This window comes from Lentzea sp. NPDC060358, from assembly GCF_042725365.1.
Lineage (GTDB): Bacteria > Actinomycetota > Actinomycetes > Mycobacteriales > Pseudonocardiaceae > Lentzea.
Genome location: NZ_JBHXCW010000114.1, coordinates 1 through 23879 on the forward strand (window position 1 = coordinate 1; position 23879 = coordinate 23879).

General features: G+C 71.2%; 26 protein-coding genes. 9 read left to right on the plus strand and 17 right to left on the minus strand.

From position 1 onward, the window contains the following. Positions 1-12 precede the first annotated feature (12 nt). From ACFWGZ_RS23240 to ACFWGZ_RS23285, 10 genes are all read right to left on the minus strand, one after another. On the minus strand, positions 13-588 hold the full coding sequence (locus ACFWGZ_RS23240; RefSeq protein ID WP_382453658.1) for an ATP/GTP-binding protein: 576 nt from the start codon (positions 586-588) through the stop codon (positions 13-15). Beyond that, complete coding sequence (locus tag ACFWGZ_RS23245) at positions 569-934, minus strand: DUF742 domain-containing protein (protein WP_382453659.1); 366 nt, start codon at positions 932-934, stop codon at positions 569-571. The genes ACFWGZ_RS23240 and ACFWGZ_RS23245 overlap by 20 nt, the downstream gene beginning before the upstream one ends. Then, entirely contained in the window at positions 934-1368 is a 435-nt protein-coding gene (locus tag ACFWGZ_RS23250; protein ID WP_325519986.1) for a roadblock/LC7 domain-containing protein, read from the minus strand. Before ACFWGZ_RS23250 ends, ACFWGZ_RS23245 begins: the two co-directional genes overlap by 1 nt. Continuing rightward, positions 1365-3713: a nitrate- and nitrite sensing domain-containing protein gene (locus ACFWGZ_RS23255; RefSeq protein ID WP_382453660.1), complete on the minus strand. Its 2349-nt coding sequence runs from the start codon at positions 3711-3713 to the stop codon at positions 1365-1367. Before ACFWGZ_RS23255 ends, ACFWGZ_RS23250 begins: the two co-directional genes overlap by 4 nt. 174 nt (positions 3714-3887) lie before the next feature. Further along, positions 3888-4787, minus strand: coding sequence for a superoxide dismutase (locus tag ACFWGZ_RS23260; RefSeq protein ID WP_382453661.1), 900 nt, complete (start codon positions 4785-4787; stop codon positions 3888-3890). Positions 4788-4872: 85 nt separating this feature from the next. Then, a complete protein-coding gene (locus ACFWGZ_RS23265; protein ID WP_382453662.1) occupies positions 4873-5715 on the minus strand; it encodes a Scr1 family TA system antitoxin-like transcriptional regulator in 843 nt (280 codons plus the stop codon). A 127-nt stretch (positions 5716-5842) separates the two neighbouring features. Continuing rightward, a complete protein-coding gene (locus ACFWGZ_RS23270; RefSeq protein WP_382453663.1) occupies positions 5843-6565 on the minus strand; it encodes a hypothetical protein in 723 nt (240 codons plus the stop codon). Positions 6566-6615: 50 nt separating this feature from the next. After that, the gene (locus tag ACFWGZ_RS23275) at positions 6616-6939 is read right to left on the minus strand and encodes a hypothetical protein (protein ID WP_382453664.1); all 324 of its coding nucleotides are present in this window, start codon (positions 6937-6939) and stop codon (positions 6616-6618) included. A 66-nt stretch (positions 6940-7005) separates the two neighbouring features. Beyond that, positions 7006-7311, minus strand: a complete 306-nt coding sequence (locus tag ACFWGZ_RS23280; RefSeq protein WP_382453665.1) for a hypothetical protein — start codon at positions 7309-7311, stop codon at positions 7006-7008. A gap of 9 nt (positions 7312-7320) precedes the next feature. Continuing rightward, positions 7321-8757, minus strand: a complete 1437-nt coding sequence (locus ACFWGZ_RS23285) for a PucR family transcriptional regulator (RefSeq protein WP_382453666.1) — start codon at positions 8755-8757, stop codon at positions 7321-7323. Between the two features lie 92 nt (positions 8758-8849). On the opposite strand from ACFWGZ_RS23285, the gene uraH reads away from it, so the two are divergent. Genes uraH through ACFWGZ_RS23315 form a run of 6 tightly spaced genes read left to right on the plus strand, consistent with a single transcriptional unit; the run spans position 8850 to position 14527 of the window. Next, on the plus strand, positions 8850-9200 hold the full coding sequence (gene uraH / locus ACFWGZ_RS23290) for a hydroxyisourate hydrolase (RefSeq protein ID WP_382453667.1): 351 nt from the start codon (positions 8850-8852) through the stop codon (positions 9198-9200). Between the two features lie 2 nt (positions 9201-9202). After that, positions 9203-10063 (plus strand): FAD binding domain-containing protein, encoded by an 861-nt coding sequence (locus ACFWGZ_RS23295; RefSeq protein ID WP_382453668.1) that lies wholly within the window; start codon positions 9203-9205, stop codon positions 10061-10063. Continuing rightward, a complete protein-coding gene (locus ACFWGZ_RS23300) occupies positions 10054-10515 on the plus strand; it encodes a (2Fe-2S)-binding protein (RefSeq protein ID WP_382453669.1) in 462 nt (153 codons plus the stop codon). The genes ACFWGZ_RS23295 and ACFWGZ_RS23300 overlap by 10 nt, the downstream gene beginning before the upstream one ends. Continuing rightward, positions 10512-11864, plus strand: coding sequence for an 8-oxoguanine deaminase (locus tag ACFWGZ_RS23305; RefSeq protein ID WP_382453670.1), 1353 nt, complete (start codon positions 10512-10514; stop codon positions 11862-11864). Before ACFWGZ_RS23300 ends, ACFWGZ_RS23305 begins: the two co-directional genes overlap by 4 nt. After that, a complete protein-coding gene (locus ACFWGZ_RS23310; protein WP_382453671.1) occupies positions 11861-14047 on the plus strand; it encodes a molybdopterin cofactor-binding domain-containing protein in 2187 nt (728 codons plus the stop codon). The genes ACFWGZ_RS23305 and ACFWGZ_RS23310 overlap by 4 nt, the downstream gene beginning before the upstream one ends. An 18-nt stretch (positions 14048-14065) precedes the next feature. After that, positions 14066-14527 (plus strand): nucleoside deaminase, encoded by a 462-nt coding sequence (locus ACFWGZ_RS23315; RefSeq protein WP_382453672.1) that lies wholly within the window; start codon positions 14066-14068, stop codon positions 14525-14527. A gap of 534 nt (positions 14528-15061) precedes the next feature. Here ACFWGZ_RS23315 and ACFWGZ_RS23320 read toward each other — a convergent pair. The 5 genes from ACFWGZ_RS23320 to ACFWGZ_RS23340 form a co-directional block, all read right to left on the minus strand. Continuing rightward, positions 15062-15685 (minus strand): response regulator, encoded by a 624-nt coding sequence (locus ACFWGZ_RS23320; RefSeq protein WP_382453673.1) that lies wholly within the window; start codon positions 15683-15685, stop codon positions 15062-15064. Positions 15686-15696: 11 nt separating this feature from the next. Then, a complete protein-coding gene (locus tag ACFWGZ_RS23325; protein WP_382453674.1) occupies positions 15697-16851 on the minus strand; it encodes a sensor histidine kinase in 1155 nt (384 codons plus the stop codon). Positions 16852-16860: 9 nt separating this feature from the next. Next, complete coding sequence (locus tag ACFWGZ_RS23330; protein WP_382453675.1) at positions 16861-17586, minus strand: ABC transporter permease; 726 nt, start codon at positions 17584-17586, stop codon at positions 16861-16863. Then, positions 17570-18463, minus strand: coding sequence for an ABC transporter ATP-binding protein (locus ACFWGZ_RS23335; RefSeq protein ID WP_382453676.1), 894 nt, complete (start codon positions 18461-18463; stop codon positions 17570-17572). The genes ACFWGZ_RS23330 and ACFWGZ_RS23335 overlap by 17 nt, the downstream gene beginning before the upstream one ends. A gap of 77 nt (positions 18464-18540) precedes the next feature. Then, positions 18541-19452 carry a LysR family transcriptional regulator gene (locus tag ACFWGZ_RS23340; RefSeq protein ID WP_382453677.1) on the minus strand — a complete coding sequence of 304 codons (912 nt, stop codon included), beginning with the start codon at positions 19450-19452 and terminating at the stop codon, positions 18541-18543. A 71-nt stretch (positions 19453-19523) separates the two neighbouring features. Between ACFWGZ_RS23340 and ACFWGZ_RS23345 the strand changes: the two genes are divergently transcribed. Continuing rightward, positions 19524-20426, plus strand: coding sequence for an SDR family NAD(P)-dependent oxidoreductase (locus tag ACFWGZ_RS23345; RefSeq protein WP_382453678.1), 903 nt, complete (start codon positions 19524-19526; stop codon positions 20424-20426). A gap of 148 nt (positions 20427-20574) precedes the next feature. Here the strand turns inward: ACFWGZ_RS23345 and ACFWGZ_RS23350 are convergent, their stop codons facing one another. Next, on the minus strand, positions 20575-21213 hold the full coding sequence (locus ACFWGZ_RS23350) for a TetR/AcrR family transcriptional regulator (RefSeq protein WP_382453679.1): 639 nt from the start codon (positions 21211-21213) through the stop codon (positions 20575-20577). Positions 21214-21293: 80 nt separating this feature from the next. On the opposite strand from ACFWGZ_RS23350, the gene ACFWGZ_RS23355 reads away from it, so the two are divergent. Beyond that, on the plus strand, positions 21294-21626 hold the full coding sequence (locus tag ACFWGZ_RS23355) for an antibiotic biosynthesis monooxygenase family protein (protein WP_382453680.1): 333 nt from the start codon (positions 21294-21296) through the stop codon (positions 21624-21626). A gap of 2 nt (positions 21627-21628) precedes the next feature. Here the strand turns inward: ACFWGZ_RS23355 and ACFWGZ_RS23360 are convergent, their stop codons facing one another. Then, positions 21629-22231: a DUF305 domain-containing protein gene (locus tag ACFWGZ_RS23360; protein ID WP_382453681.1), complete on the minus strand. Its 603-nt coding sequence runs from the start codon at positions 22229-22231 to the stop codon at positions 21629-21631. A gap of 358 nt (positions 22232-22589) precedes the next feature. Between ACFWGZ_RS23360 and ACFWGZ_RS23365 the strand changes: the two genes are divergently transcribed. Beyond that, positions 22590-23861 carry an LVIVD repeat-containing protein gene (locus ACFWGZ_RS23365; protein WP_382453682.1) on the plus strand — a complete coding sequence of 424 codons (1272 nt, stop codon included), beginning with the start codon at positions 22590-22592 and terminating at the stop codon, positions 23859-23861. The last annotated feature ends 18 nt before the right edge of the window (positions 23862-23879 follow it).

Below are 23879 nucleotides of genomic sequence, written 5' to 3' on the forward strand. Positions count from 1 at the left end.
CGTCCACGGCGACTACACCGCCGCCAGCCGGTTCATCGAGTGCTGGATCAGGCCCACCAGCACCGCCTTCGACGACTCGCGGTTGCGGGCGTCGCACAGCATCACCGGGATCTGCTCGTCGAGGTCCAGCGCGTGCCGCACCTCGGCCACCGTGTAGAGCTGCGCGCCGTCGAAGCAGTTCACGGCCACGATGAACGGGATTCCCCGGTGCTCGAAGAAGTCGATCGAGGGGAACGACGAGTCGAGCCGGCGGGTGTCCACGAGGACCACGGCGCCGATCGCGCCCGTCGCGAGCTCGTCCCACATGAACCAGAACCGGTTCTGCCCCGGCGTCCCGAACAGGTACAGCACCACCTTGGTGTTGATGGTGATGCGCCCGAAGTCCAGGGCGACCGTGGTCGTGTCCTTGCCCTCGATGCCCGCGAGGTCGTCGACGTGCACACCGGCCTCGGTGAGCAGCTCCTCTGTTCTCAGCGGCGCGATCTCCGACACCGACGCGACCATGGTGGTCTTGCCGGTGCCGAACCCTCCCGCGATGACGATCTTGACCGCGGTCGGCACGGTCAGCTCAGATCCCACGAACACCATCCAGTACGGCCTGCAGGAGATCCCTGTCGGGAATCTGGTGAGAGGAGTGCTGCACGAGCACGTCGCCGCGCTCGATGAGGTCCGACAGCAGGACCTTCACCACGACGAGCGGGACGTCGAGGTAAGCGGCTACCTCGGCGACCGAGAGCGGGCGTGCGCACAGGGACATGATCTCGCGATGTTCGACCGAGAGCGACGTCTGGTCGGACGCAAACGAGGCCGCTCGGACCTGCGTCACGAGGTGCAGGTCGGGTGCGTTCGGCCTAGTGCGCCCGCGCACCATGGCGTAAGGCCGCACCAGCGGCCCCGCGGCCTCGTCGTACCACCAGTCCTCCCGCGAGGTCATCAGCGTGACTCTCGTGCGGCCGGCACCGTCGCCGTTTCTGCGCGGGGGGCGGAGGACAGGTATGTGCCCACCCGTTTGACCAGCATGTTCATCTCGTACGCGATCATGCCCATGTCAGCGTCCTCTTCTCCGAGAAGTGCGAGACAGGCTCCATGACCCGCCGCGGTCACGAAGAGGTAGGCGTGTTCCATCTCCACGATGGTCTGCCGGACCGCGCCGCCGCCGAAGTGCCTGCCCGTGCCGCGGGCCAGGGACTGGAACGCCGACGCCATCGCCGAGAGGTGCTCCGAGTCGTCGCGGGACAACCCGGCCGAACGGCCGAGCAGGAGTCCGTCCGCCGACAGCACGACCGCGTGGCGGGCGCCGACCACGCGCTGGATGAGGTCCTCCAGCAACCAGTTCAGTTCGCCGTGCTGGCTGGTGTTGTCCTTCATGGCGATGGTGCTCCTTCTGATCTCCAGTCGTCGGACAGCCGGGCGTCGCGGGTGCCGCGCTGGAACGCGGCGAGCCCGTCTCTGATCCGCTCGGCTGGCCTGTCACTGCTCACCGGCTCTGCACTGGGTGCCCCTTCCGCGGACTGCACGAGCTGCGGCGCGAGGTTCTGCCGCTTCTTCCTGCGGGGAAGGGGTGCCTTCCCGTCCGGCGGTGGTGGCGCGGGTGTTGGTTCGTCCACCGATGCATCCACAGGGGACACGTCCGCGGGAGCCAGGGAGTTCAGTCCGGCGTGCAGGGCCGCCAGTCCCTCCGGCGTCACCGTCACCGGAGGAGGAGCCGGGTGCACCTCGACGTGGCCGTGCTGTTCGTCGTGGAACGAGCGCACCGGCATCTGCATGGTCTCGGAGATGTCGGTGGCGGTGTGGTGGGGAGCGACGATGTTCGGCGGCAGGACGCACAACGCAACGGTGCCACCGTAGGGCGAGTCGCGCAGCTCCACCTTGATGCCCCGGCGCGCGGCGAGCCGGGCGACGACGAAGAGGCCCAGCCGGGACTCGCCCCGGAACGCCATGGTCTCGAAGTCGGGCGGGTTGGAGAGCTTCGCGTTGGCCTGCAGGCGTTCCTCCTGCGTGAGGCCCAGGCCGTGGTCCTCGATCTCGATCACGATGCCGTGCGGGACGGCGTTGGCGGAGTGGATCACCACCTCCGACCGCGGCGAGGAGAACGCGGTCGCGTTGTCGACGAGCTCCGCGAGGAGGTGGATGGTGTCGGCGACGGCGACGCCGACCAGCGCGCGGTCCGGCGCCGGGTTGACCTTCACCCGCACGTACTGCTCGGTCTCGGCGACGGCGGAGCGCAGGACGTCGCTCAGCCGCACCGGTTTGCGCCACTGCCTGCCCGGCTGCTCGCCCGCGAGGATGATCAGGTTCTCGGCGTTGCGGCGGGCGCGGGTGGCCAGGTGGTCGAGCTGGAAGAGCGAGTCGAGCTGTTCGGGGTTCTCCTCCTCGCGCTCCAGCTTGTCGAGGATCTTGAGCTGCCGGTGCACGAGGCCCTGGTTGCGGTGCGCGATGTCGAGGAAGACCCGGTTGACGCCCTCGCGGGCCTGCGTCTCCTTCACCGCCGCCGCGACCGCCGTGTACTGGGCGGTGTTGAACGCGTCGGCGACCTGGCCGATCTCGTCGTTGCCGTAGTCGAGCGGCGGCATGTCGCGGTGCACGTCGACCTGCTCGCCGCTGCGCAGGCGCGCCACGATGTGCGGCAGCCGTTCCTGCGCGAGCCGCAACGTGTCCTCGCGCAACGAGTTCAGCCGCGTCACGAGCGCCTTGCTGACCAGGCGGTGGGAGGTGCGCAGCGCCAGCACGATGCCGGCCACGACCGCGAGCAGCGCGATCAGGCTGCCGATCAGCACCGCGGTGACCCGGCTGTTCGCCTTGGCCAGTCCCAGGTTCGCGGCGTCCTCGGCCTGCTGGACCGCGATCCCGACGAGCTCCTCGTGCACGGGGGCCGCCGCCGCGCGCCACTGCTGGTCGGTGACGTCCCGGTCGCCGTTGATGATCCGGCCCTCGAGGTCGAGCAGCGCGCGGTAGCCGACGCCACCGCGCAGCGTGTCGTACCGCTGCCGGGCCTGCTCCTGCGCGAACGGGATCGTCGAGTCGAGGCTCGAGTGGTAGGCGCCCGCGAGCCGGGCGAACTCGACGCGCTCCGCCGGGGTGAACGACCCGTTGAGCAGCCCGCGCGAGCCGATCGTGGCGGCACGGGACATCCAGTCGGCGGCCTGGAAGATCGTGACGCTCTGGACGTCGGACTGGCTCGCCTCCGCGTCGGGCACGAGCCGCGCCTGCCGGGAGAACAACGCCACGCCCGCGTCGAGGAGGCTGTTGTAGTAGCTGTAGACCGCCTGGGGGTTCGCCGTGCGCGCCTCGACCTGCGACCGCTGCTGCGGCAGCTCGCCGAGCACGGTGGCGAGCGCGTCGACCCGGTCGACGATGTCCTGCGGCGCACCGCCGGACAGTTCGGTGAAGGCGGCCTGCATCCGGCGGACCGACTCGTCGGTCGCCTGCTGCTGGCGCTTCAGCTCCGCCGCGTCCGCACCGCCGGCGTCGCTCAGCAGCACGAGGCTGAGCTGACGCTCCTTCTGCAGTCCGACGAACGCCTCCACGGACGGGATCGTCACGTCCTTCACGCTCGACGCGGCCGAGCGCATGTAGAAACCGTCGAAAAGGGTGTACGAGGAGAAAACCGCCCACATCACGAGAAGCACCGCACTGGGCACGACCACGACGCCGGCCAGCCGCGACCTGATGGTCCGGTAGTTGGTCGGTGTGTAGCCGCTCTTCTCGGTCACAGCGCTCTCACGGTCTCTCTGTGTCCCACGGCTAGCGCTGCGGGTAACGCAAGTCACTCCTTCGGCTGCAATTACGGTTCGCAGGCTACCCAGTCGAGTGAGTGGAGCAACAGCCGGTACGGGGGTTCTCACAAGCCAAGAACCCCCGTACGGGCTAGTTCTCCCGCCCCTGCGCTAAGGGCGTTCGACGGCGACGACGGTGTAGGTCGTCTCCGGCGTGGGAGGCGTGCTGAAGCGGGCATTCGGCAGGTAGAGGCGCTTGCCGAACGCGGCGACCGTCGTGGGGACGTCGAACCGCGGGTCGGTTCGTTCCGCCGCGAGCGTCGCGCCATCACGGCCCAGCGTGTAGCGCGCGACTTTGTTCAGCCTGTTTTGCACCACGAACAACTGACGTCCCTCTCGCAACAGTCCGTCGCCATTCGTGAGTGTTTGACCGTTCAAATCGATGGTGCTCGTTTTTCCGGTCCGGGGATCGATCCGGAACAGCTGACCGGTGTTGCTCTGCACGGCGATCAGGTCGTCGCGCAGACCCGTCACGATGCCGTTCAGGTTGGTCGCCCCCGGCGTCACGACGAGGTCGCCGGTGAGCGCGAGCGTCCGGTGCGGCTTCAGGCTCAGCGGCACCTCGTAGAGCACCGCCTGGCGCGAGTCCGTGAACCACGCCGACCTGTCGGTCAGCACGACGTCGTTGACGAACGTGTCCGCCGTCGCGAACTGGAACTTCGCGAGCAACGCGCCGCTGCGGGTGTCGTAGACGCGGGCGTCGCCACCCGTGCCGCCCGCGACCCACAGCCGCTTGCGCGCGTCGACCTTCATGCCGAGCGACGGCGTGCCGGGCCCCTTCGCCAGCACCTCGCCGCCGCCGGTGCGCAGGTCCGCCGCGTAGATCGACCCGTCGGCCCGCGACCCGAAGTAGGCCGTGGTGCCGCTGATCGCGATGCCCTCCGGCTGCCACCCGTTCGGCAGGGAGAACTCCGCGGGGAAGTGCCGGGAACCGTCCGCGGTGGCCGGCGCCGCGGCCGTGAGCGAGACGCCCAGGGCCGCCACGAGCAGGACACCGAATCTGCGGTACATGCCGCCTCCTAATCGGATTGGGTGCGCTCCCGATCCTTCCCCCGCACGGCGGCGAACCAGGACTTTTCTCAGCATTCCGACATCTCTACAGCTCAGCGGCGGCCTCCGCGACGAGCTCTAGCGACTCCCCCGCGCCCAGCGCGACCCGCTGGAGCTCGGCGAACCGGTGCGCGCACTGCTCGGTGAGGCCGGGGTCCTCGACGTACTCGCCCTTGATGAACGTCTCGAGGTACGCCACGTCGTTGTGCTGGCGGTGCGGGAACCCGAGCAGCGTGAACGGCGAGCCCATCGCCGGGTAGGCACCGGCGCCGCGCGGCACGATCCGCACGTCCACCTTCGGGTGCTCGCTGACCTCCATCAGGTGCAGCAGCTGCGCCTTCATCACCCGCGGCCCGCCGACGACCTGCCACAGCACGGACTCGGGGAACACGGCCTGCACCGCGAGCGGGTCCTTGTCGTGCAGGCGCGTGGACCACGCCTCGCGCACCATGGCCAGGCGGGCGGTGCGCACCGGGTCGTCGGTCTGCAGCGCCGCGTCGGTGTACCCGGCGAGCTGGAGAACGGCGGGTACGAGATCCGTGGTGAACGCGCGCAGCACCGTCGCCTCGAACACGAGATTCGCGAAGTCGGCGGCCGGGTCGAAGTTCAGTTCGGGGGCGAGCGCGCACTTGCGGAGCTTTTCCGCGTATTGCGCGCGCAACACCACGGCTTGCCATTGCGCTGTCGGCACCTCGTAGACATAACCGAGCGCCATGATGTCCACGGCGGCGGACGGCTGGACCGCGTTCTCCATCATCGACAGCTTGGCGCTGCTGAAGCCCACGCGCTGGCCGGCCTCGGTGAGGCTGAGCTCGCGCTCGTCGCGCCACCCGGCCAGCTGCCGCCCGATGGCGCGTTCTAGTGCGGTGGCCCGGAAATCCTTCGGCATGCCGCGAAGGATATGACCAATTCGGATTCCCGAAAGGGAGCACTGGTGTGGACAACCCTTCACCGCCGAGAAACTCCGTTGAAGGGATGATCGCGCTGTTAAACGTCCGTGCGCATTTCTCGCTTTGTTAGCGTTTCGTGCGCGCATGAGCACGCACGAGATCATGGAACCCGAACGCGTCATCGCCGACCTCGGTCAGCAACGACTTCTCGACCAGGTCGTCGAGAGCGTCCTCGACGTCGCACGCGGGCTCCCCCGCGATCGCCGCCGCCACCGGCACCCCGAACGCACCTGGCTCCCAGGCGCAGAGCCGGTAGAGCCGCGCCTGCCGTTCCGGCAGCTCCACGTACGACAGGTCGAGCAACGGTCCCAGCCGCCCGTCGTCGGCGAGCGGTCCCACCTCCGCCACGCGCCCGACGTCCAGCCGCTGCCTGCTGGTCACGAGCACGGTCCCGGACGAGGGCAGCAACGGCAGCACCTGCCCGGCCGAGCTCGCGTTGTCCAGCAGGAGCGTGAACTGCCGCCTGGCGACGAGGCTGCGGAACACCGCGCTCTCGTCGGCGGGCGCGACGTCCAGCCCGAACGCGCGCAGCACCCGCCCGATCCGGTGGGCCGCGAGGTCGACGTACAGCTGTGCCCCGGACCCCCGCTGCCGCAACCACTGCAGCGCCAGCGCGGTCTTGCCCACCCCGGCGGCCCCGGTCAGCACCGTGACCCCCGGCCGGATGCCGTCGAGCTCGGCGTCGCGGCCGACGAAGTGCCCCGGCGGTGCGGGAGGCCGGAAGAGCGGCGGTACGTCGTCGCGTCCCCTGACGACCCCGGTGGTGGCCACCGCCAGCACATCGCCCATCCCCGCACCTCCCCGACACAGTCGAAGCTACGGGCTTTCCCCGGCTTGCATCAGACGGCCATCGAGTGATCGCACGAGAGCGCGGCGCCCGCGCGGGAGGTCGCCGTCTTCACCTGCCGCCCGTTGACGACGATCGTGCACGTGAGCTCGCCGTGCACCCCTTCGAGCCGGATCGCGACCCGCCCCTTGCGCTTGCCCAGCCGCTCGAACGGCAGGTCCGGGTTGCGCAGGGTCCGCTCCTGCTCACCGGGGAAGGTGTAGGTGAGCTGGTCGGTCGTGCCCGTGCCCTCCACGGAGACGCGGATGCTGGGCGCTGCCGCGCAGCCGGTGGCCCCGGCCAGCAGCACGCCCACGAGTAAGGCGGCGGTCTTCATGCGGTAAACGGTACGAAGCGCGTGAACGCGGACACATCAGCCTGAAGGCCCGGAAAACATCAGCCATCAGACTGACAACCCGAGGTCTTCGAGACGCGTTTCGACCCTGAGGCGCTCCACTTCCCGCTCGACCCCCTCGGGCAGCTCGCGCAACCGGTGCTCCACGCCGAGCGCCGCGCAGGCCTGCTCCAGCAACGCGTCGTAGGCCTGCCGTGCGCCGATCTTCTTGGTCGCGGACACCCCGGGACCGAAGCGGGCCCGCGCTCGCCGCACACGGCGGAGGTCGGCCGCGATTCGTTCAATCGGCCGATGTTCGGGGACGAGCGGGGAAGGGCGGAGCCTCAGCAGCGCCTTCACCAGACCGAAGGGCACACCCCCAGGCTAACCGGCCTGCAGCGCGAGGAAGAGGTCCACGCGCGCCTCGAACTCGGCGAGGTCCACGCCGAGCAGCTCCTCGACCCGCCCGACCCGGTACCGCAGCGTGTTCACGTGCACGTGCAGCTTCGCCGCGGCCGCGGTCCACGACCCGGAGCAGTCCAGGAACACCTTGAGCGTCCCCGCGAGGTCCGAGCCGTGCTCGGCGTCGTAGTCGATCACCGGGCCGAGCAGCCGGCGCCGCAGCGTCGACCGCAGCTCCTCCGGCACGCCCGCGAGCAGCAGCTGGTGCAGCGCGATCTCCTCGCCCGCCACCACGCACGTGCGGCCGCCGCGGCGCTCCCCCAGCCGGCGCGCGTGCACGGCCTCCTCCGCGGCGCCGCGGAGCCCGCGCGGCTCCACGGGCGAGCTGATGCCCACGAGCACGCGCGACGAGCCGAGGCCCGGTTCCATCACCCGCATCGCCTCGCGGACCTCGCCGGGCGGCGAGTCGCCGTCCCTCGCGACCGCGTAGACCACGTCGCCGGACGCGGTCACCAGCGCCTGCGGCAGCGCCTGCTCCAGCACGGCCACCGCGAGGTCGGCCCGCTGGTCGGACGTCACCGCGCTGAGCACCCGCAGCCGGGCGCCTTCCAGGCCCGCCGCCGCGAGCCTCGACTCCAGGTCGGGCGACCCGCTCAGCACCGCGGCCACCATCGGCGCGGCGGCGCGGTTCTCGATCCGGCGGCCCTGGGCCTGGCGCAGGCGCTCGAGGCCGACGAGCGAGGCGAGCTCGGCGGCGGCCTCCTGCGGCACCGCGCCGCCGACGACGAGGATCCAGCTGGTGAGCCGGGTGCCGCCGCGTTCGGACACGGGCACGAGGGTCACGTCCCCGACCGTCTTCGGCAGGCGGTCGGCCCGCAGGAACTCCTGCACGAGCGCGGTCCGGCCGGGCAGCTCACCGCCCGCGACGACGCGCCCGGCCGTGGACAGCACCCAGCACGGCGCGCCGAGCTCGTGGCCGCCGGCGCCGAGCAGCGCGGGCAGGCCGGAGCCCTCCGCGACGACGTGGAGCAGCCTGCGGTGCCGCGACAGGCCGACGAGCTCCACCGACACCCGTTCGGTGATGGTCGCGAACGACAGGTCGACCGGCACCTCCAGCAGCGGCACGTGGTGGCGCCGGCAGGCGTCGACGAGGTCGCCGGGCAGGTCGCTGCCGGCGTCGGACGCGGCGAGCCCGGCCACCTGCGCCGAGGCGAGCGACCGGACGAACGCCTCCGAGTCCCGCGGGCCGTGGTGCCAGAGCAGGCCGGACAGCACGAGCTCCCCGCCGGAGAGGTAGCGGCTGGGGTCGGGCAGCTCCGTTCCGTACACGCGGGTGACGGTGCGGTCGAGCTGGTCCTCACCGGCGTGCAGGCTCAGGCGCAGGTCCGGCATCTGCAGCAACGTCCGCAGCAGCAACATGAGAGGTCACTTTCGTCCATTCGTGTTTGTAGGAAAGCACAAATCCACGTCGTGCAGGAGTCGCGCGGTTCATGTAGTTCTGCCGTAGAGGAATGCAGCCGGACCTCGGTGTACTGGCTCACGACCGGAGAGGGGGGCGAGTGACGATCTCCACGCACGTGCTGGACGCCGCGCGCGGCAGGCCGTTCGCGGGCATCGCCGTGGCGCTGCAGCGCCGCGACGGGACCGAGGTGGCGAGCGCCGAGACGGACGCCGACGGACGGATCACCGGATGGGGTGAGGGCCTGGAGGCCGGCGTCTACCGCCTGGTGTTCGACACGTCCGAGGCCGCACCGTTCTTCCCCGAGGTCGTGCTCACCTTCGACCACTCCGACCCGGCCCAGCACTACCACGTGCCGCTGCTGCTGTCGCCGTTCGCCTACTCCACCTACCGAGGTAGCTGACGATGGACTTCCTTCGACCGGACACGCTCGCCGAAGCGGTGGAGATCAAGGCGAACCGCCCCGACGCCGTCCCGATCGCCGGGGGCACGGACGTCATGGTGGAGCTGAACTTCGACCACCGCCGGCCCGCCGCGCTGCTCGACCTCACGCGCATTCCCGAGCTGCGGCAGTGGTCGGCCGGACTGCGCGTCGGCGCCGGGGTGCCGTACGCGCGGATCATCGACGAGCTCGGTGCCGAGCTGCCGGGCCTCGCGATGGCCGCGCGGACGGTCGGGTCGCCGCAGATCCGCAACCGCGGCACGGTCGGCGGCAACCTGGGCGCGGCCTCCCCCGCCGGCGACACGCACCCGGTGCTGCTCGCGTCGGGCGCGGTCGTCGAGGTGGCGTCGGTGCGCGGGACGCGGATGATCCCGGCCGACGAGTTCTACCTGGGCGTCAAGAAGAACGCGCTCGAGCAGGACGAGCTGATCGTCGCCGTGCACCTCGAGCCGGCGCGGGGACCGCAGCAGTTCTCGAAGGTCGGCACCCGCAACGCCATGGTGATCGCGGTGTGCTCGTTCGCGATCTCGCTGTTCCCCGCGGACAAGCGCGTGGGCGCGGCGGTCGGGTCGGCGGCGCCGACACCGCGGCGGGCCCGCGAGGCGGAGGAGTTCCTGGCCTCCGCGCTGGACTTCTCGTCGCCGAAGCCGTTGCTCGACTCGGTGAAGCGCGAGTTCGGCGAGCTGGTCTCGCGGGCGGCGTCGCCGATCGACGACGTGCGCGGGTCGGCGGCCTACCGCAAGCACGCGCTGGCAGTGATGGCACGCAGGACGCTGGGCTGGGCCTGGCAGGAGCTTCTGGACGGGGAACGGGCATGCGCGTGAACGTGACGGTCAACGGCGAGCAACGGCAGGCCGACGACGTGTGGGAGGGCGAGTCGCTGCTCTTCGTGCTGCGCGAGCGGCTCGGGCTGCCGGGGTCCAAGAACGCCTGCGAGCAGGGCGAGTGCGGCTCGTGCACGGTGTACCTCGACAACGTGCCCGTGTGCGCGTGCCTGGTCGCGGCCGGGCAGGCGCAGGACCGCGAGGTCCGCACGGTCGAGGGACTGGCGGACGGGGACGCGCTGGACCCGGTGCAGGAGGCGTTCGTCGAGGCGGGCGCGGTGCAGTGCGGGTTCTGCACGCCCGGTCTGGTGGTGCAGGCGCACGACCTGCTCGACCGCGTGCCGAACCCGTCCGACCCGGAGATCCGCGAGGCGCTGGCCGGGAACCTGTGCCGGTGCACGGGGTACGAGAAAATCCTGGACGCCGTGCGACTGGCGGCGTCGCGCCGATGATCGTCCTCGACCGCTGTGCGGTGTCCACTGTGGATCCGGCCGGGACGGAGCACGCGTCCGGGCACGTCGTGATCGAGAACGGGCGGATCAGGTCGGTCGGCTCCGGCCCTGCTCCGCGGCCCTCCGAGTCGCACACCTACGTCGACGCGTCGTCGTGCCTGGTCACGCCGGGGCTGATCAACACCCACCACCACCTGTACCAGTGGGCGACGCGCGGGCTCGCGACCGACGCGACGCTGTTCGAGTGGCTGACCGCGCTCTACCCGGTGTGGCGCGGGCTGGACGACACCGTGACGCACGCGGCGGCATCCGCCGGCCTCGCGAAGCTCGCGCTGACGGGCTGCACGCTCGCCGCCGACCACCACTACGTGTTCCCGTCCGGCGGTGGTGACGTCTTCGACGCGCTGGTGTCGGCGGGACGGCGGATCGGCATCCGGCTGGAGGCGATCCGCGGTTCGATGGACCGGGGCGAGTCGCAGGGAGGGCTGCCGCCGGACAACCTGGTCGAGGAGACCGAGGCAGCGCTGACCGCCACCGAGCAGGCGATCGGCGACCACCACTCGACGGCCGACGACGCGCTGGTGCGCGTGGCCGTGGGGCCCTGCTCGCCGTTCTCGGTGTCGAAGGAGCTGATGACCGGCGCCGCGTCCCTGGCGCGCCGGCACGGCGTCCGGCTGCACACGCACCTCGCCGAGACGCTGGACGAGGAGGAGCAGTGCCTGGCGGAGAACGGCTGCACGCCGACCGAGTACGCCGAGCAGCTGGGCTGGCTGGGCCCGGACGTGTGGCTCGCGCACACCGTGCACCTCGACGGTGACGCGGTGAAACGCCTGGGGGCGACCTCGACCGGTTCGGCGCACTGCCCGACGTCCAACGGGCGCCTGGGCACCGGGATCGCGCCCGTGCGCGACCTGCTGGACGCCGGCGCGCCGGTGGGCCTGGGCGTCGACGGCGCGGCGTCCAACGAGGACGGTGGCCTGGTCGTGGAGCTGCGGTCGGCCCTGTACCAGGCGCGGCAGCGCGGCGGACCGGCCGCGATGACCGCCCGCGAGGCGTTGTGGATGGGCACGATGGGCGGCGCGCGGGTGCTGGGCCGCGCCGACGCGCTGGGCTCGGTCGAGCCGGGCAAGGTGGCGGACCTCGCGGTGTGGGACCTGTCGGGTCTCGACCACGCGGGTATCGCGGACCCGGTGGCGGCACTGGTGCTGGGCACCCCGCCGCCGCTGAAACTGCTGATCGTGGGCGGTGAGGTCGTGGTGCGGGACGGGGTCCTGCTCACGGCGTCGACCGACGACCTGGCGCGTGACCTCTCCGCGGCCGGTCTGAAGCTCCAGGAGGCTGTGCGATGACCCTCACCCCCGCCGAACTGACCTCCGCCGTGTCCGGGGGCATCGGGACCTCACCGCAGCGCCCCGACGGCAACCTGAAGGTGCGCGGCGAGTTCGCCTACGCCTCCGACCTGTGGCACGAGGACATGATCTGGGGCGCGACGCTGCGCTCGCCGCACCCGTACGCCCGCATCACGTCGATCGACCTGACCGAGGCGCTGAAGGTGCCGGGCGTCCACGCGGTGCTGACCGCCGACGACGTGCCGGGCCGCAACCTGTACGGGCTGGAGCACAAGGACCAGCCCGTGCTCGCGGTCGACGTCGTGCGCTACCAGGGCGAGCCGGTCGCGCTCGTCGGCGCCGACCACCCGGAGACCGCGCTGCGGGCGATGAAGAAGATCGTCGTCGGCTACGAGGTGCTGGAACCCGTGGTGGACATGGAGACCGCGGCCGGCGACACCCCGTTGCACCCCGGCGGGAACCTGGTGCGGCACGTGCCGATCCGGCGCGGATCGCAGGACGTCACGGCCGACGTCGTGGTCACCGGCCGGTACGAGGTCGGCATGCAGGACCAGGCGTTCCTCGGCCCGGAGTCGGGGCTCGCGGTGCCGGCCGAGGACGGGTCGGTCGACCTCTACATCGCGACTCAGTGGCTGCACGTCGACCGCGCGCAGATCGCCTCGGCCCTCGGGCTGCCGGAGGAGAGGGTGCGGCTGACGCTCTCGGGCGTCGGCGGCGCGTTCGGCGGCCGTGAGGACCTGTCGATGCAGGTGCACGCGTGCCTGCTCGCGCTGCACACCGGCAAGCCGGTGAAGATGGTCTACAACCGCGAGGAGTCCTTCTACGGGCACGTGCACCGGCACCCGGCGGTGCTGTACTACGAGCACGGCGCCGACCACACCGGCAAGCTCGTGTACGTGCGCACCCGCATGTACCTGGACGGCGGCGCGTACGCGTCCTCCACCCCCGCCGTCGTGGCGAACGCGGCGACGTTGGGCGTCGGTCCGTACGAGGTCGACAACGTGACCGTGGACGCCTATGGCCTCTACACGAACAACCCGCCGTGCGGCGCGATGCGCGGATTCGGTGCCGTGCAGGCGGGTTTCGCCTACGAGTCCCAAATGGACAAACTCGCCGAGGCGCTCGGCATGTCGCCGGTCGACGTCCGCGTGCGCAACGCGATGACCGAGGGCTCGGTCATGCCGACCGGCCAGGTGGTCGACTCCGCCGCGCCCGTGGCCCAGCTGCTGAAGCTGGTGCAGGACAAGCCGTTGCCCGCCGGCACGTCGTCGGACCTCCGCGAGCTGCCCGGCGGTGTCTCGAACACCACGCACGGCGAGGGCGTCGTCCGCGGGGTCGGGTACGCCGTCGGCATCAAGAACATCTGCTTCTCCGAGGGCTACGACGACTACTCGACCGCTCGGGTGCGGGTGTCGATGGTCAACGGGGAGCTGGCCGCCGCGGTGCACACCGCCGCGTGCGAGGTCGGCCAGGGCCTGGTGACGATCATGCAGCAGATCGTGCGGACCGAGCTGGGCATCGAGCGCGTGACCGTGCTGCCCATGGACACCACGATCGGCAACGGCGGCTCGACCTCGGCCTCGCGCCAGACGTACGTGACCGGCGGCGCGGTGAAGGCGGCCTGTGCACTGGTGCGGGACAAGCTGGCCGGCCGCACCGACATCGGCGACGAGGTGATCGACGAGACCACCGAGTGGCGCCACCGCGCGACCGAGGCCCTCGACCCCGAGACCGGGCAGGGCAACGCGCACGTCCAGTACGGCTTCGCGGCCCACCGCGCCGTGGTCGACGTGGACGTGGAGCTCGGCCTGGTGCGCGTCGTGTCGCTGGACTGCGCCCAGGACGTCGGCAAGGCGCTCAACCCGCAGGCCGTCGTCGGCCAGATCCAGGGCGGGTCCGCCCAGGGCCTCGGCCTCGCGGTGATGGAGGAGATCCAGACCTCCGGCGGCAAGGTGCGCAACCCGTCCTTCACCGACTACCTCATCCCGACGGTGCTCGACATGCCGCCGATGAGCATCGACGTGCTCGAACTGGCCGACCCGCACGCCCCCTACGGCATCCGCGGCGTCGGCGAACCGCCCACCATCTCGTCGACCCCGGCGATCGTGGCGGCGATCCGCGCGGCGACCGGCCTGGCGCTCACCCGCGTCCCGGTCCGCCCGGAACACCTCACCGGCACCTGAGTCCTGGAGTTCGCTGCAGTGAACGCACATCTGCTCGCCACCATCGACCTCGCCACCCGCAACGTGGCCTCCGGCGGAGGCCCGTTCGGCGCGATGGTCGTCCGCGCCGGCGAGGTCGTCGCCACCGGCGTGAACCAGGTGACGCCGTCGCTCGACCCGACCGCGCACGCCGAGGTGGTCGCGATCCGCGCGGCCTGCCAGGTCCTCGGCGACTTCAGGCTGACCGGCTGCACGCTGGTCTCGTCGTGCGAGCCGTGCCCCCTCTGCCTGTCCGCCGCGCTCTGGGCGCGAGTGGACGGGGTGGTCTACGCCGCCGACCGCCACGACGCGGCGGCGGCCGGGTTCGACGACCGGGAGTTCCACGAGCTCTTCGGCAAGTCCCGCTCCGAGTGGGACCTGCCCGTACAGCAGATCTCCACCGGCGAGGACAACGCCCCGTTCGCCGCGTGGACGTCGCTCGCCACCCGAGTCGACTACTGACCGGTCGCGAGCCTGTTCGTCCGCTGACCGGAGCTCGCATCACGTCGCGGCGGTCGACTACTCTGATCAGGTGACATCCGGGGCATCTCGTATCTCGGCGACCGGCGGGAGTTCCTCCATCTCGAGGGGTGAGGGAGTGGCAAGGGGGAGTTGCCGCAGGCGGCGGGGCCAACGGGGGTTGGTCCCGCCGCGGTTGTTTGTGCGGCCGGCAGCGCGGTTGGTTGCGCGATCGTTTGTGCGGCCGGCAGCCGGTGGCCACAAAGCGCCGTGAGCCGCACGCGCCGCCGCTTCTCACCGGGCAGCCCGCCGGCCTTCCCGCGCCAGCCACCCGCCCGGCCTCAGCGCCCGCGCGTCGCCCGCAGCCACCCGCCGGCCTCCGCGTTCGCGCCTGTTCTCACCGCCCGGCAGCCTTCCCGCGCCAACCACCTGCCCGGCGTCAGCGCCCGCGCCTTGCCCGCAACCACCCGCCGCCCCGAACCGACCACCCACCCGGCCCGCACACCGCCCCCGGCGCCCCGCACCGACCACCCGGCCTCACCGACCGCGCCCGGTCAGCAACCCCCGCTCGTACGCCACCGCCACCGCCGCCGCCCGGTCCCCCACCCCGAGCTTCGCGTACACGTGCAGCAGGTGCGTCTTCACCGTCGCCTCGCTGATGAACAGCGCCGCCGCCACCGCCCGGTTCGTCGCCCCCTTGGCCACCAGCCCCAGCACGTCGAGCTCCCGCGCCGACAACGGCTCCGACGCGGGCTCCCGCACCTGCCCCAGCAGCCGGGTGGCCACGGCCGGCGACAGCACGGCCTCGCCGGCGTGCGCGGCGCGGATCGCGCGCTGCAGTTCCTCGCGCGGGGTGTCCTTCAGCAGGTAGCCGGTGGCGCCTGCCCTGATCGCGGGCAGCACGTCGCGGTCCGTGTCGTAGGTCGTCAGCACCAGCACGCGGCACGGGTGGCCGCGCAGCCGTTCGATGGCGGACAGGCCGTCCGAGCCCGGCATGCGCAGGTCCATCAGCACCACGTCCGGGCTCGCCGAGGCCACCACCGCGACGGCCTCGTCGCCGGATGCGGCCTCGCCCACGACCTCGAAGTCGGCCGCGGCCAGCATGCCGCGCAACCCGTCGCGCACCACCGGGTGGTCGTCCACGATGACGAGCCTGATCACCGCCACTCCCCTCACGCCGGCACCCGTGCCGAGATCGCCGTGCCGGACCCCGGCTCGGACTCCACGAACAGCGCCCCCGACAGCCGGTGCACCCGGTGCCGCATCGCGGGCAGCCCGAAGCCCGACGACGGCGAGGCCAGGTCGAACCCGACGCCGTCGTCGCGCACGTCGAGCGTCACCACGTCCTCCATGTAGGACAGCGTCAAGCCGACCCTGGACGCCTCGGCGTGCTTCGCCACGTTGGCCAGCGCCTCCTGCGCGGTGCGCAGCAACGCCACCTCCACCTCGGGGTGCATCGCCCGCGCCGCACCGGTCAGCGTCACCGAGACCGGCACGCCGTACACGGTGGACCAGCCCGACGCGACCTCGTCCAGCGCCTCGGGCAGCGCCGCCGAGTCGAGTGCGGGCGGGCGCAGCGCGTGCACCGAGCGGCGGGCCTCGGCCAGGTTCGAGCGCGCCAGTTCCGCCGCCACCGCCACGCGGCGCTCCCAGTCGGCGGGGGTCGCCGCGGACAGCTGCGTGATGATGCCGGTCAGGCCCTGGGCCAGGGTGTCGTGGATCTCGCCCGCCAGGCGGTGGCGCTCGTCCTGCACGCCGGCCTCGTGGGCCTGCACCAGCAACTGGGCGTGCAGGCCCTCGTTCTCGTCGAGCAGCTCCTTGCGCATCCGGGACTGCTCCGCCGTCACGTGGCCGACGTAGGTGAACGTGCACGCCAGCACCACGAAGATGAGCAGCAGCAACCAGAACGCCGCCTCCTCGCCCGGCGGCGGGTAGCCGCCGAACAACGACAGCGTCGCCAGCCCGGCCGTCACCGCCACCACGGCGAACATCCAGCGGCCGCGCAGGAGTTCGCTCGCGTAGACGTAGACCGCGTACGACACCGCGCCGAACCAGTGCTCGCGCATGCCCAGCACCGCGTAGAACACGACCATGCCACCGACGAAGACGGCCATGAGGTCCGCGCGCTGGTGCCACTCGGGGTGCAGCGTGAACCACCAGGCCATCCACGCGTAGCCGAACGCCACGACGCCGTAGGTGAACCAGCGCTCCGCGACCGGCTGCTCGGTGAAGATCGTGTAGAGCACGGTCGTCACCGTGAGCACGAAGTACGGGATCACGCGGGCTATCGAGACGAGCCTGCGTTCCCACGTGTCCAACGCGGCCATGTCCACGAGCTACTCCCAGCGGAACGTCCTGGCCGCGACGGTACCCGCCACGAGCCCGACGATCCCCATGATCGCGAGATGCCTCCAATCCGGCGCGCTACCGAGCCACGCCTGCTGCAACGCCTCCACGCCCGGAGGCGCGTAGGAACCGATCGCGTTGACCGCCGAGGGCAGCAGGAACCGCGGCAGGTACACACCGCCCAGGAACATGAGCAGCATGAACACCGCCGTCGCCCAGCCACCGGCCGCCCGCGCGTTGGGGGCCAGTGCGGCGATCACCAGGCCCAGCGCGAACGTCCCCGCGCCTCCCAGCAGCACGGCACACGCCAGGCCGAGCGGGTGGTGAGGCAGATCCACGTCGAAGACGACGTGCCCCACCACCATAACGAGCAGCACCGACAAGATCGCCGCGACGAAGTTGACGACCATCTGACCGGCCAGCAACCGCGCCGGGTGCACGGGCGTGGTCGCCAGCCGCCGCAGCACGCCCTTCTCGCGGTAGGCGGCCACCACGGTCGGCACGCGCTGCAACCCGATGAACCCCAGCGTGAACACCACCAGCGACGACAGGTAGCTGTCGATGAACCGCAGCCCGCCGAACTCCGGCAGGGGCTCCCGCAGACCCGGGATCGCCCCCAGCCCCAGCAACAGCAGCGACGGGAAGAGCACGGCGAACAACGAGTTCAGCCGATCGCGCAGGAACAACCGCGCCTCGATCTCAACGATCTTCACCATCGCCACCCCCGGTCAGTTCCACGTAGGCGTCGTCGAGCGACACCTGGTCGACGCGCAGTTGCCGCGCCACGATCTGCCTGCGCGCCAGCACCGACGTCACCGCGTGCAGCACGTCGTCCGACCCGCTGACGACCACCTGATCTCCCACCGACGACACCTCGCGCACCTCCGGCAGCGCCCGCAGCAGCGCCAGGTCCAAGGCGGCGGACGGCACGAACCGCACCCGCGTCGCACCGTCCACCCGCGACACCAGCCCGGACGGCGTGTCGAGGGCGGCGATGCGCCCGCCGCGGAACACCGCGACCCGGTCGCAGAGCCGTTCCGCCTCCTCCATGAAGTGCGTGACCAGCAGGATCGTCACGCCCGACGACCGCACGTCCTCGATCAACGACCACGTGTCGCGCCGTGCCTGCGGGTCGAGGCCCGTCGTCAGCTCGTCGAGGACCGCCACCCGCGGCGACCCGACGAGCGCCAGCGCGATCGACAGCCGCTGCTTCAGCCCGCCGGAAAGCCGCCCGAACTCCACCCCCAGGTGCGGCGCGAGCCCCAGCCGTTCCGACCAGTCGGCGGGCGAGGGGTAGAACGACGAGAACAGCGCCAGCGCCTCACCGACGCGGATCCGTTCCGGCAGTTCCGACGCCTGCAGCTGCACCCCGATCGACGACCGCACCGCCGCGGGCTCCCGCCCCAGCACCGACACGCTCCCCCGGTCCGGCTTGCGCAGTCCCGACACGCACTCGACCGTGGTGGTCTTGCCCGCGCCGTTGGGTCCCAGGACCCCGAAGATCTCCCCCTCGGCCACCTCGAAGGACACCGAGTCCACCGCGACCTTCGGCCCGTACCGCTTGCCGAGGTCGCGCACTTCGACGATTGCCATGCCTCCACGATCGGGCAGCGCACGTGGAAGATCATCGATCGAGGAGCTGGACCGGCATCAACCGATCGGTTGATGGGCTACTCGGCTTCCACGAAGGCGGTGCGCACCGCGGCGGCCAGCCGCGCGACCGGTTCCGGCAGCGGCCCCGGCAGCCGCGCGAGCAGCACCCGGCGCCGTTCGGCGGGCCCGCCGCGCACCGGGAGGATGCGCACGCCGTCCGGAGCGACCGCGACCAGCGATGTCGGCACCGTCGTTATGCCGAGCCCCGCCGCGACGAGCTGCAGCTTCGCGAGCCAGTCGCGGGCGGTGTGCGCGACGACGGGCCGTTCGCCGAGACCCGGCCACACGCCCATCACCCACGGGTCGCCGGGACCGGCGACCCACCGCTGCCCGCGCAGGTCCTCGACGTCGATGTAGTCGTTGCGCGCCAACGGGTGCGCCGACGGCACGGCCACCCGCAGCGTGCGTTCGACGACGGTGCCGACCTCCAGCGCGGGGATCTCGTCGTCGGGCGCGCGGAACGGCGGCGCGGACGAGATCAGCGCGACGTCCACCGTGCCCGCGCGCACCGCGCGCACCAACGCCGGCGTGCTCCCCTCCCTGGTCACCACGGTGATCGACGGGTGCGTGCGCGCCAGCGCCGTCAGCGCCCGCGGGAGCAGCCACGCCCCGGCGGTCGCGAACCAGCCGAGCCGGACCGTGCTCTCGTCCTCGTCGGGCAGCCCCGCGAGCTCCCGCGCACCGGCGTCGACCTGGTCCACCACGGCGGCGGCCCGGCGCAGCACGAGCCGACCGGCCGCCGTGAGCTGCACGCCGTCGTACCGCCGTTCGAGCAGCACGGCACCGGCCGCCCGTTCGAGCGCCGCGATCTGCCGCGACACCGCCGACTGCGTGTACCCGAGCGCGGTGGCCGCTCCCGTCAACGTGCCGCGCTCGGCCACCTCGCGGAACACCCTCAGCGCGACCAGCGACGCGTCACTCAAGCTCATGACGTTTACGCATACCCCGCTTGACAGAATTTCGCTACCCGCATGGCCGTGGCGGGCCTAGCGTCGAGGGCGTGATCGAAACGAAGTTCGGATTCAGCAGCACTGCCGCCGAGGTGGCGGAAGGCATCGATTTCACCGGCAAGCGCGTGGTCGTGACCGGCGCATCGTCCGGGATCGGTGTGGAGACCGCACGGGCGTTGGCGGGCATCGGCGCCGAGGTGACCCTCGCCGTCCGCGACGTCGACGCGGGCGAGAAGGTCGCCCGGGACATCGGCGGCAAGGTCGAGGTGGCGCCGCTCGACCTCACCGACCTCGCCTCCGTCGACCGGTTCGCGCGGGACTGGACCGGTCCGCTGCACGTCCTCGTCGCCAACGCGGGCGTCATGGCGACGCCCGAGCGGTACACCGAGCAGGGCTGGGAGTGGCAGTTCGCCACCAACCACCTCGGCCACTTCGCCCTCGCGACCGGCCTGCACGGCGCGCTCAAGGCCGCCGGCAACGCGCGCATCGTCTCCCTCACCTCGCGGGGCCACATGCTCTCACCGGTGATCTTCGACGACGTCCACTACGCGTTCCGCACCTACGAACCGTGGGGCGCCTACGGCCAGAGCAAGACCGCCAACGTCCTGTTCGCGGTCGAGGCGACGCGCCGGTGGGCGGCGGACGGCATCACCGCCAACGCGGTCATGCCCGGTGCCATCCACACCGGTCTGCAACGCCACATCGGCCCGAGCGAGGTCGACCCGGCGATCGTCAAGACGACGGAGCAGGGCGCGGCCACGTCGGTCCTCGTCGCCACGTCACCGCTGCTGGAGGGCATCGGCGGCCGCTACTTCGACGACTGCGCCGAGACGAGGGCCGTCGACCACCGCGACGAGACGCCGCCGATGCGCGGGGTGGCCCGGTTCGCCCTCGACCCGGACAACGCCGCCCGCCTGTGGACGTACTCCGAGACACTCCTCGCGAAGGCCTGAACCCCGCCGACACCGTCTACCTGACCGGCAGGACCGGGTCCGGTGCGTGGCCCGGGATTCATCACCCTCCCGCCGAAGGCCTTCCCGGTCGCCCCGGCACCGGCGCAGGCCGCGAAAGCGTTGCTGGACCTGGCGTTCGGCCCGGCCCTCACACACCACCACGGCGAGCTGATCCGCCACGGCGAGGTCCTGCGGTTCCGCTGATGGGCTGGTCCAGTCCGCGCACCACCTGGTCGAGCAACGTCCGGATGACCGCCTCGTTGTGCTCGGTGCGGCCCGGCGTGATCATCCGCGACGTCGCCTCGACCATCGCGTGGACGAGCGTCGCCCGCAGCCGCGCGCCCTGCACCCCGGCCGTCGTGAAGACCCCGACGAGCGGCGCCAGCAGGCGTTCGTGCTCGGCCTTGATCTGCTCGCGCGACGAGTCCGGCAACGCGTGCGCGGACAGGGCCACCACCGCGCCGTGGCTGCCGTCGGTGATGATCGCGAGCTCGGTCCGCAGGTAGGCCTCGATCTTGTCCGGCACGGACTCCGCGCCGTTGACCGCGTCCTCGAGCTTGTCCGCCCACTCGGGCAGCGCGTCGGAGACGATGGCGGCGACCAGTTCCTCCCGCGAGCGGAAGTACTCGTAGAGGCTCGGCCGCGACAGCCCGACGCGTCTCGCGAGCGACGCGAGCGTCAGTGCCTCCGCCCCCTCGGTCGCCACGATCTCGCGCCCGGCGTCCAGCAGGGCGCGCAACCGGTTGGCGCGGTGCTCGGCCACGGTGTCTGCGCTGATCCTCGGCACGGCGGAATCGTATCGCGCTTGATTTACCGACGGGGAGTTGGAATAGTTCCCGACACAGCGTCGGGATCAGGGAGGCCAGCATGTTCATCGCGACCAACCGGATGTTCGTGAACCCGGACATGTCCGAGGAGTTCGAGCGCTACTTCCGCGGCAACATGCGCACGCACCTGCCCGGAGTTCCCGGCCTGCTGCGCAGCACGCTGCTCAAGCCGACGCAGGACGACCAGCCGTACGTCTCGGTGAACGAGTTCGAGTCGGAGGACGCCTTCCGCGCGTGGGTCGCCTCCGCGGCGTTCCGCGAGGCGCACAAGGGCCACCGCACGATCGCGCGGCTCGTCACCGGCAACGAGCCGGAGCGGTTCACGCACGCCGAGGACCTGGTCCTGCCCCGGCAGCGCGGCGAGGCGTCCTAGCCTCAGAGGGCCGGCAGCAGCGTCTTCATCCGGTTGATCTCGTCGGACTGCGTGGCCACCACGTCGTCCGCCATCTCCTCGACCTGGACGTTGTTGCCCGCCCCGCGCACGTCCGTCGCCATCTTGATCGCACCCTCGTGGTGCTTGATCATCAGCTCCAGGAACATCCGGTCGAAGTCCTTGCCGCGCGCGGCGCCCAGCGCGGTGAGCTGGTCCTGCGTCGCCATGCCGGGCATCGAGCCGTGGTCGCCGTGCGAACCCACGATGTTGTTCATGCGCTGCCACTGCTTCATGGCGCCGATCTCGGGTTCCTGGCTGTACCGGATGCGGTCGGCCAGGCCCTTGACCGTCGCGTTCTCCGCGCGGTCGGGGGCGAACCGCGTCATCGCGAGCGCCTGCTCGTGGTGCGCGATCATCATCGACACGTAGTCGCGGTCGGCGTCGTTGGGCGGCGGCGGGACCGCCCTCGTCGCGTCCGACGCCGCGATGGTCGGCGCCGACCCGCCGGGCGTGTCCGGAGCGATGACCGGCGCCTGCTCCGGCTCCGACGTGCAGCCCGCCAACAGGGCCAATGCCGCCACCACCGCCACCACCGGAGAACGCATGCTTCGGACAATACAGTCCGCCACCGGCTGGGTCGTCCCGCCTTTCGAGACGGGACGAAGCGTCGACAACCCTCCGAAAGAAGCTGGCCTTTAGCAACGCGAAAGGGTCATACTCCCCCTCACCAACCCGTAATGAGGGGGTAAAGCAGTGACTTCACGCGCATCGGCCCGGCGGCGCAGAGCGCCGTTGGCGGTTCTGGGGGCGCTCGCGCTGACGCTGTCCACGTTGACCGCGCCCGCGTTCGCCGAGCCCGACCTGCCCGCGGACGGCAAGGGGCTCACGGAGGCACAGCTCGAGGCGCAGGCCGAAGCGGTCGACGGTCTCCCGGGGGTCGACGAGATCTCCCGCAGCCGCAACATGGTCCCGGTCGCCCACCTGGACAAGCAGGCTCCGCTCAGCTCCACGCAGACCGACATCGCGTTCCAGGACAACTACGCGTTCGTCGGCAACTACGACGGCTTCGTCATCTACGACATCCGCAACCCGCGGAAGCCGACGATCAAGAGCCAGGTGCTCTGCCCGGGCTCGCAGAACGACATCTCGGTGTACGGGAACCTGCTGTTCCTGTCGACCGACTCCTCGCGCAGCGACAACTCGTGCTCCAGCGTCTCCCAGCCGGCGACGGAGAAGTCGTCGTGGGAGGGCATCAAGGTCTTCGACATCAGCAACAAGGCGGCCCCGAAGTACGTCGCCGCCGTGGAGACCGACTGCGGGTCGCACACCCACACGATGGTGCCGGCCAAGGACAAGAAGAACGTCTACCTCTACGTCTCCTCCTACTCGCCGAACGCCACGTTCCCGGACTGCCAGCCGCCGCACGACAAGATCTCGATCGTCAAGGTGCCGGTGAAGGCCCCGGCGTCGGCGTCGCTGCTCAAGGCCCAGGTGGTCTTCCCGGACGGCGCGAACCCCGGCGTCCCCGGCACCATCGAGACCGGCTACACCTCGGCCACCACCGGCTGCCACGACATCACCGTCTACCCGCAGCTCGACCTCGCGGCCGGCGCGTGCATGGGTGACGGCGTGCTGTGGGACATCTCCGACCGCGAGAACCTGGTCGAGATCAACCGGGTCCAGGACGACGCGCACTTCGCGTTCTGGCACTCCGCGACGTTCAACAACAGCGGCACCAAGGTCGTCTTCACCGACGAGCTCGGTGGCGGCGGCGCCGCGACGTGCAACGAGAAGATCGGCCCCAACCGCGGTGCCAACGGCATCTACGACATCGTGGGCAAGGGCAAGAACCGCAAGCTGGTCTTCAAGTCCTACTACAAGATCCCGCGCATGCAGACCGACACGGAGAACTGCGTCGCGCACAACGGGTCGCTGATCCCGGTTCCCGGCAAGGACATCATGGTCCAGTCGTGGTACCAGGGCGGCATCTCGGTGTGGGACTTCACCAACTCGAGCAAGCCCCGTGAGATCGGCTTCTTCGAGCGCGGCCCGATGCCGAACGGCGCGGGCGGCGGCACGTGGTCCACGTACTGGTACAACGGCTACATCTACTCCTCGGAGATGGGCCGCGGCTTCGACGTCATCGACATGCGCGACCCGCGCACGTTCGTGGCGAAGCTCTTCCGCACGGACGAGCTGAACGTGCAGACCCAGGGCAACTTCTACCGCGGGTAGGGGTCACCGCTCGAGATC

Bases quoted from the DNA above. Each gene is read 5' to 3' on its own strand.
- ACFWGZ_RS23240 (WP_382453658.1), bottom strand. From the start codon at position 588: ATGGTGTTCGTGGGATCTGAGCTGACCGTGCCGACCGCGGTCAAGATC.
- ACFWGZ_RS23245 (WP_382453659.1), bottom strand. From the start codon at position 934: ATGACCTCGCGGGAGGACTGGTGGTACGACGAGGCCGCGGGGCCGCTG.
- ACFWGZ_RS23250 (WP_325519986.1), bottom strand. From the start codon at position 1,368: ATGAAGGACAACACCAGCCAGCACGGCGAACTGAACTGGTTGCTGGAG.
- ACFWGZ_RS23260 (WP_382453661.1), bottom strand. From the start codon at position 4,787: ATGTACCGCAGATTCGGTGTCCTGCTCGTGGCGGCCCTGGGCGTCTCG.
- ACFWGZ_RS23265 (WP_382453662.1), bottom strand. From the start codon at position 5,715: ATGCCGAAGGATTTCCGGGCCACCGCACTAGAACGCGCCATCGGGCGG.
- ACFWGZ_RS23270 (WP_382453663.1), bottom strand. From the start codon at position 6,565: ATGGGCGATGTGCTGGCGGTGGCCACCACCGGGGTCGTCAGGGGACGC.
- ACFWGZ_RS23275 (WP_382453664.1), bottom strand. From the start codon at position 6,939: ATGAAGACCGCCGCCTTACTCGTGGGCGTGCTGCTGGCCGGGGCCACC.
- ACFWGZ_RS23285 (WP_382453666.1), bottom strand. From the start codon at position 8,757: ATGTTGCTGCTGCGGACGTTGCTGCAGATGCCGGACCTGCGCCTGAGC.
- uraH (WP_382453667.1), top strand. From the start codon at position 8,850: ATGCAGCCGGACCTCGGTGTACTGGCTCACGACCGGAGAGGGGGGCGA.
- ACFWGZ_RS23295 (WP_382453668.1), top strand. From the start codon at position 9,203: ATGGACTTCCTTCGACCGGACACGCTCGCCGAAGCGGTGGAGATCAAG.
- ACFWGZ_RS23300 (WP_382453669.1), top strand. From the start codon at position 10,054: ATGCGCGTGAACGTGACGGTCAACGGCGAGCAACGGCAGGCCGACGAC.
- ACFWGZ_RS23305 (WP_382453670.1), top strand. From the start codon at position 10,512: ATGATCGTCCTCGACCGCTGTGCGGTGTCCACTGTGGATCCGGCCGGG.
- ACFWGZ_RS23310 (WP_382453671.1), top strand. From the start codon at position 11,861: ATGACCCTCACCCCCGCCGAACTGACCTCCGCCGTGTCCGGGGGCATC.
- ACFWGZ_RS23325 (WP_382453674.1), bottom strand. From the start codon at position 16,851: ATGGCCGCGTTGGACACGTGGGAACGCAGGCTCGTCTCGATAGCCCGC.
- ACFWGZ_RS23330 (WP_382453675.1), bottom strand. From the start codon at position 17,586: ATGGTGAAGATCGTTGAGATCGAGGCGCGGTTGTTCCTGCGCGATCGG.
- ACFWGZ_RS23335 (WP_382453676.1), bottom strand. From the start codon at position 18,463: ATGGCAATCGTCGAAGTGCGCGACCTCGGCAAGCGGTACGGGCCGAAG.
- ACFWGZ_RS23340 (WP_382453677.1), bottom strand. From the start codon at position 19,452: ATGAGCTTGAGTGACGCGTCGCTGGTCGCGCTGAGGGTGTTCCGCGAG.
- ACFWGZ_RS23355 (WP_382453680.1), top strand. From the start codon at position 21,294: ATGTTCATCGCGACCAACCGGATGTTCGTGAACCCGGACATGTCCGAG.
- ACFWGZ_RS23360 (WP_382453681.1), bottom strand. From the start codon at position 22,231: ATGCGTTCTCCGGTGGTGGCGGTGGTGGCGGCATTGGCCCTGTTGGCG.
- ACFWGZ_RS23365 (WP_382453682.1), top strand. From the start codon at position 22,590: ATGGTCCCGGTCGCCCACCTGGACAAGCAGGCTCCGCTCAGCTCCACG.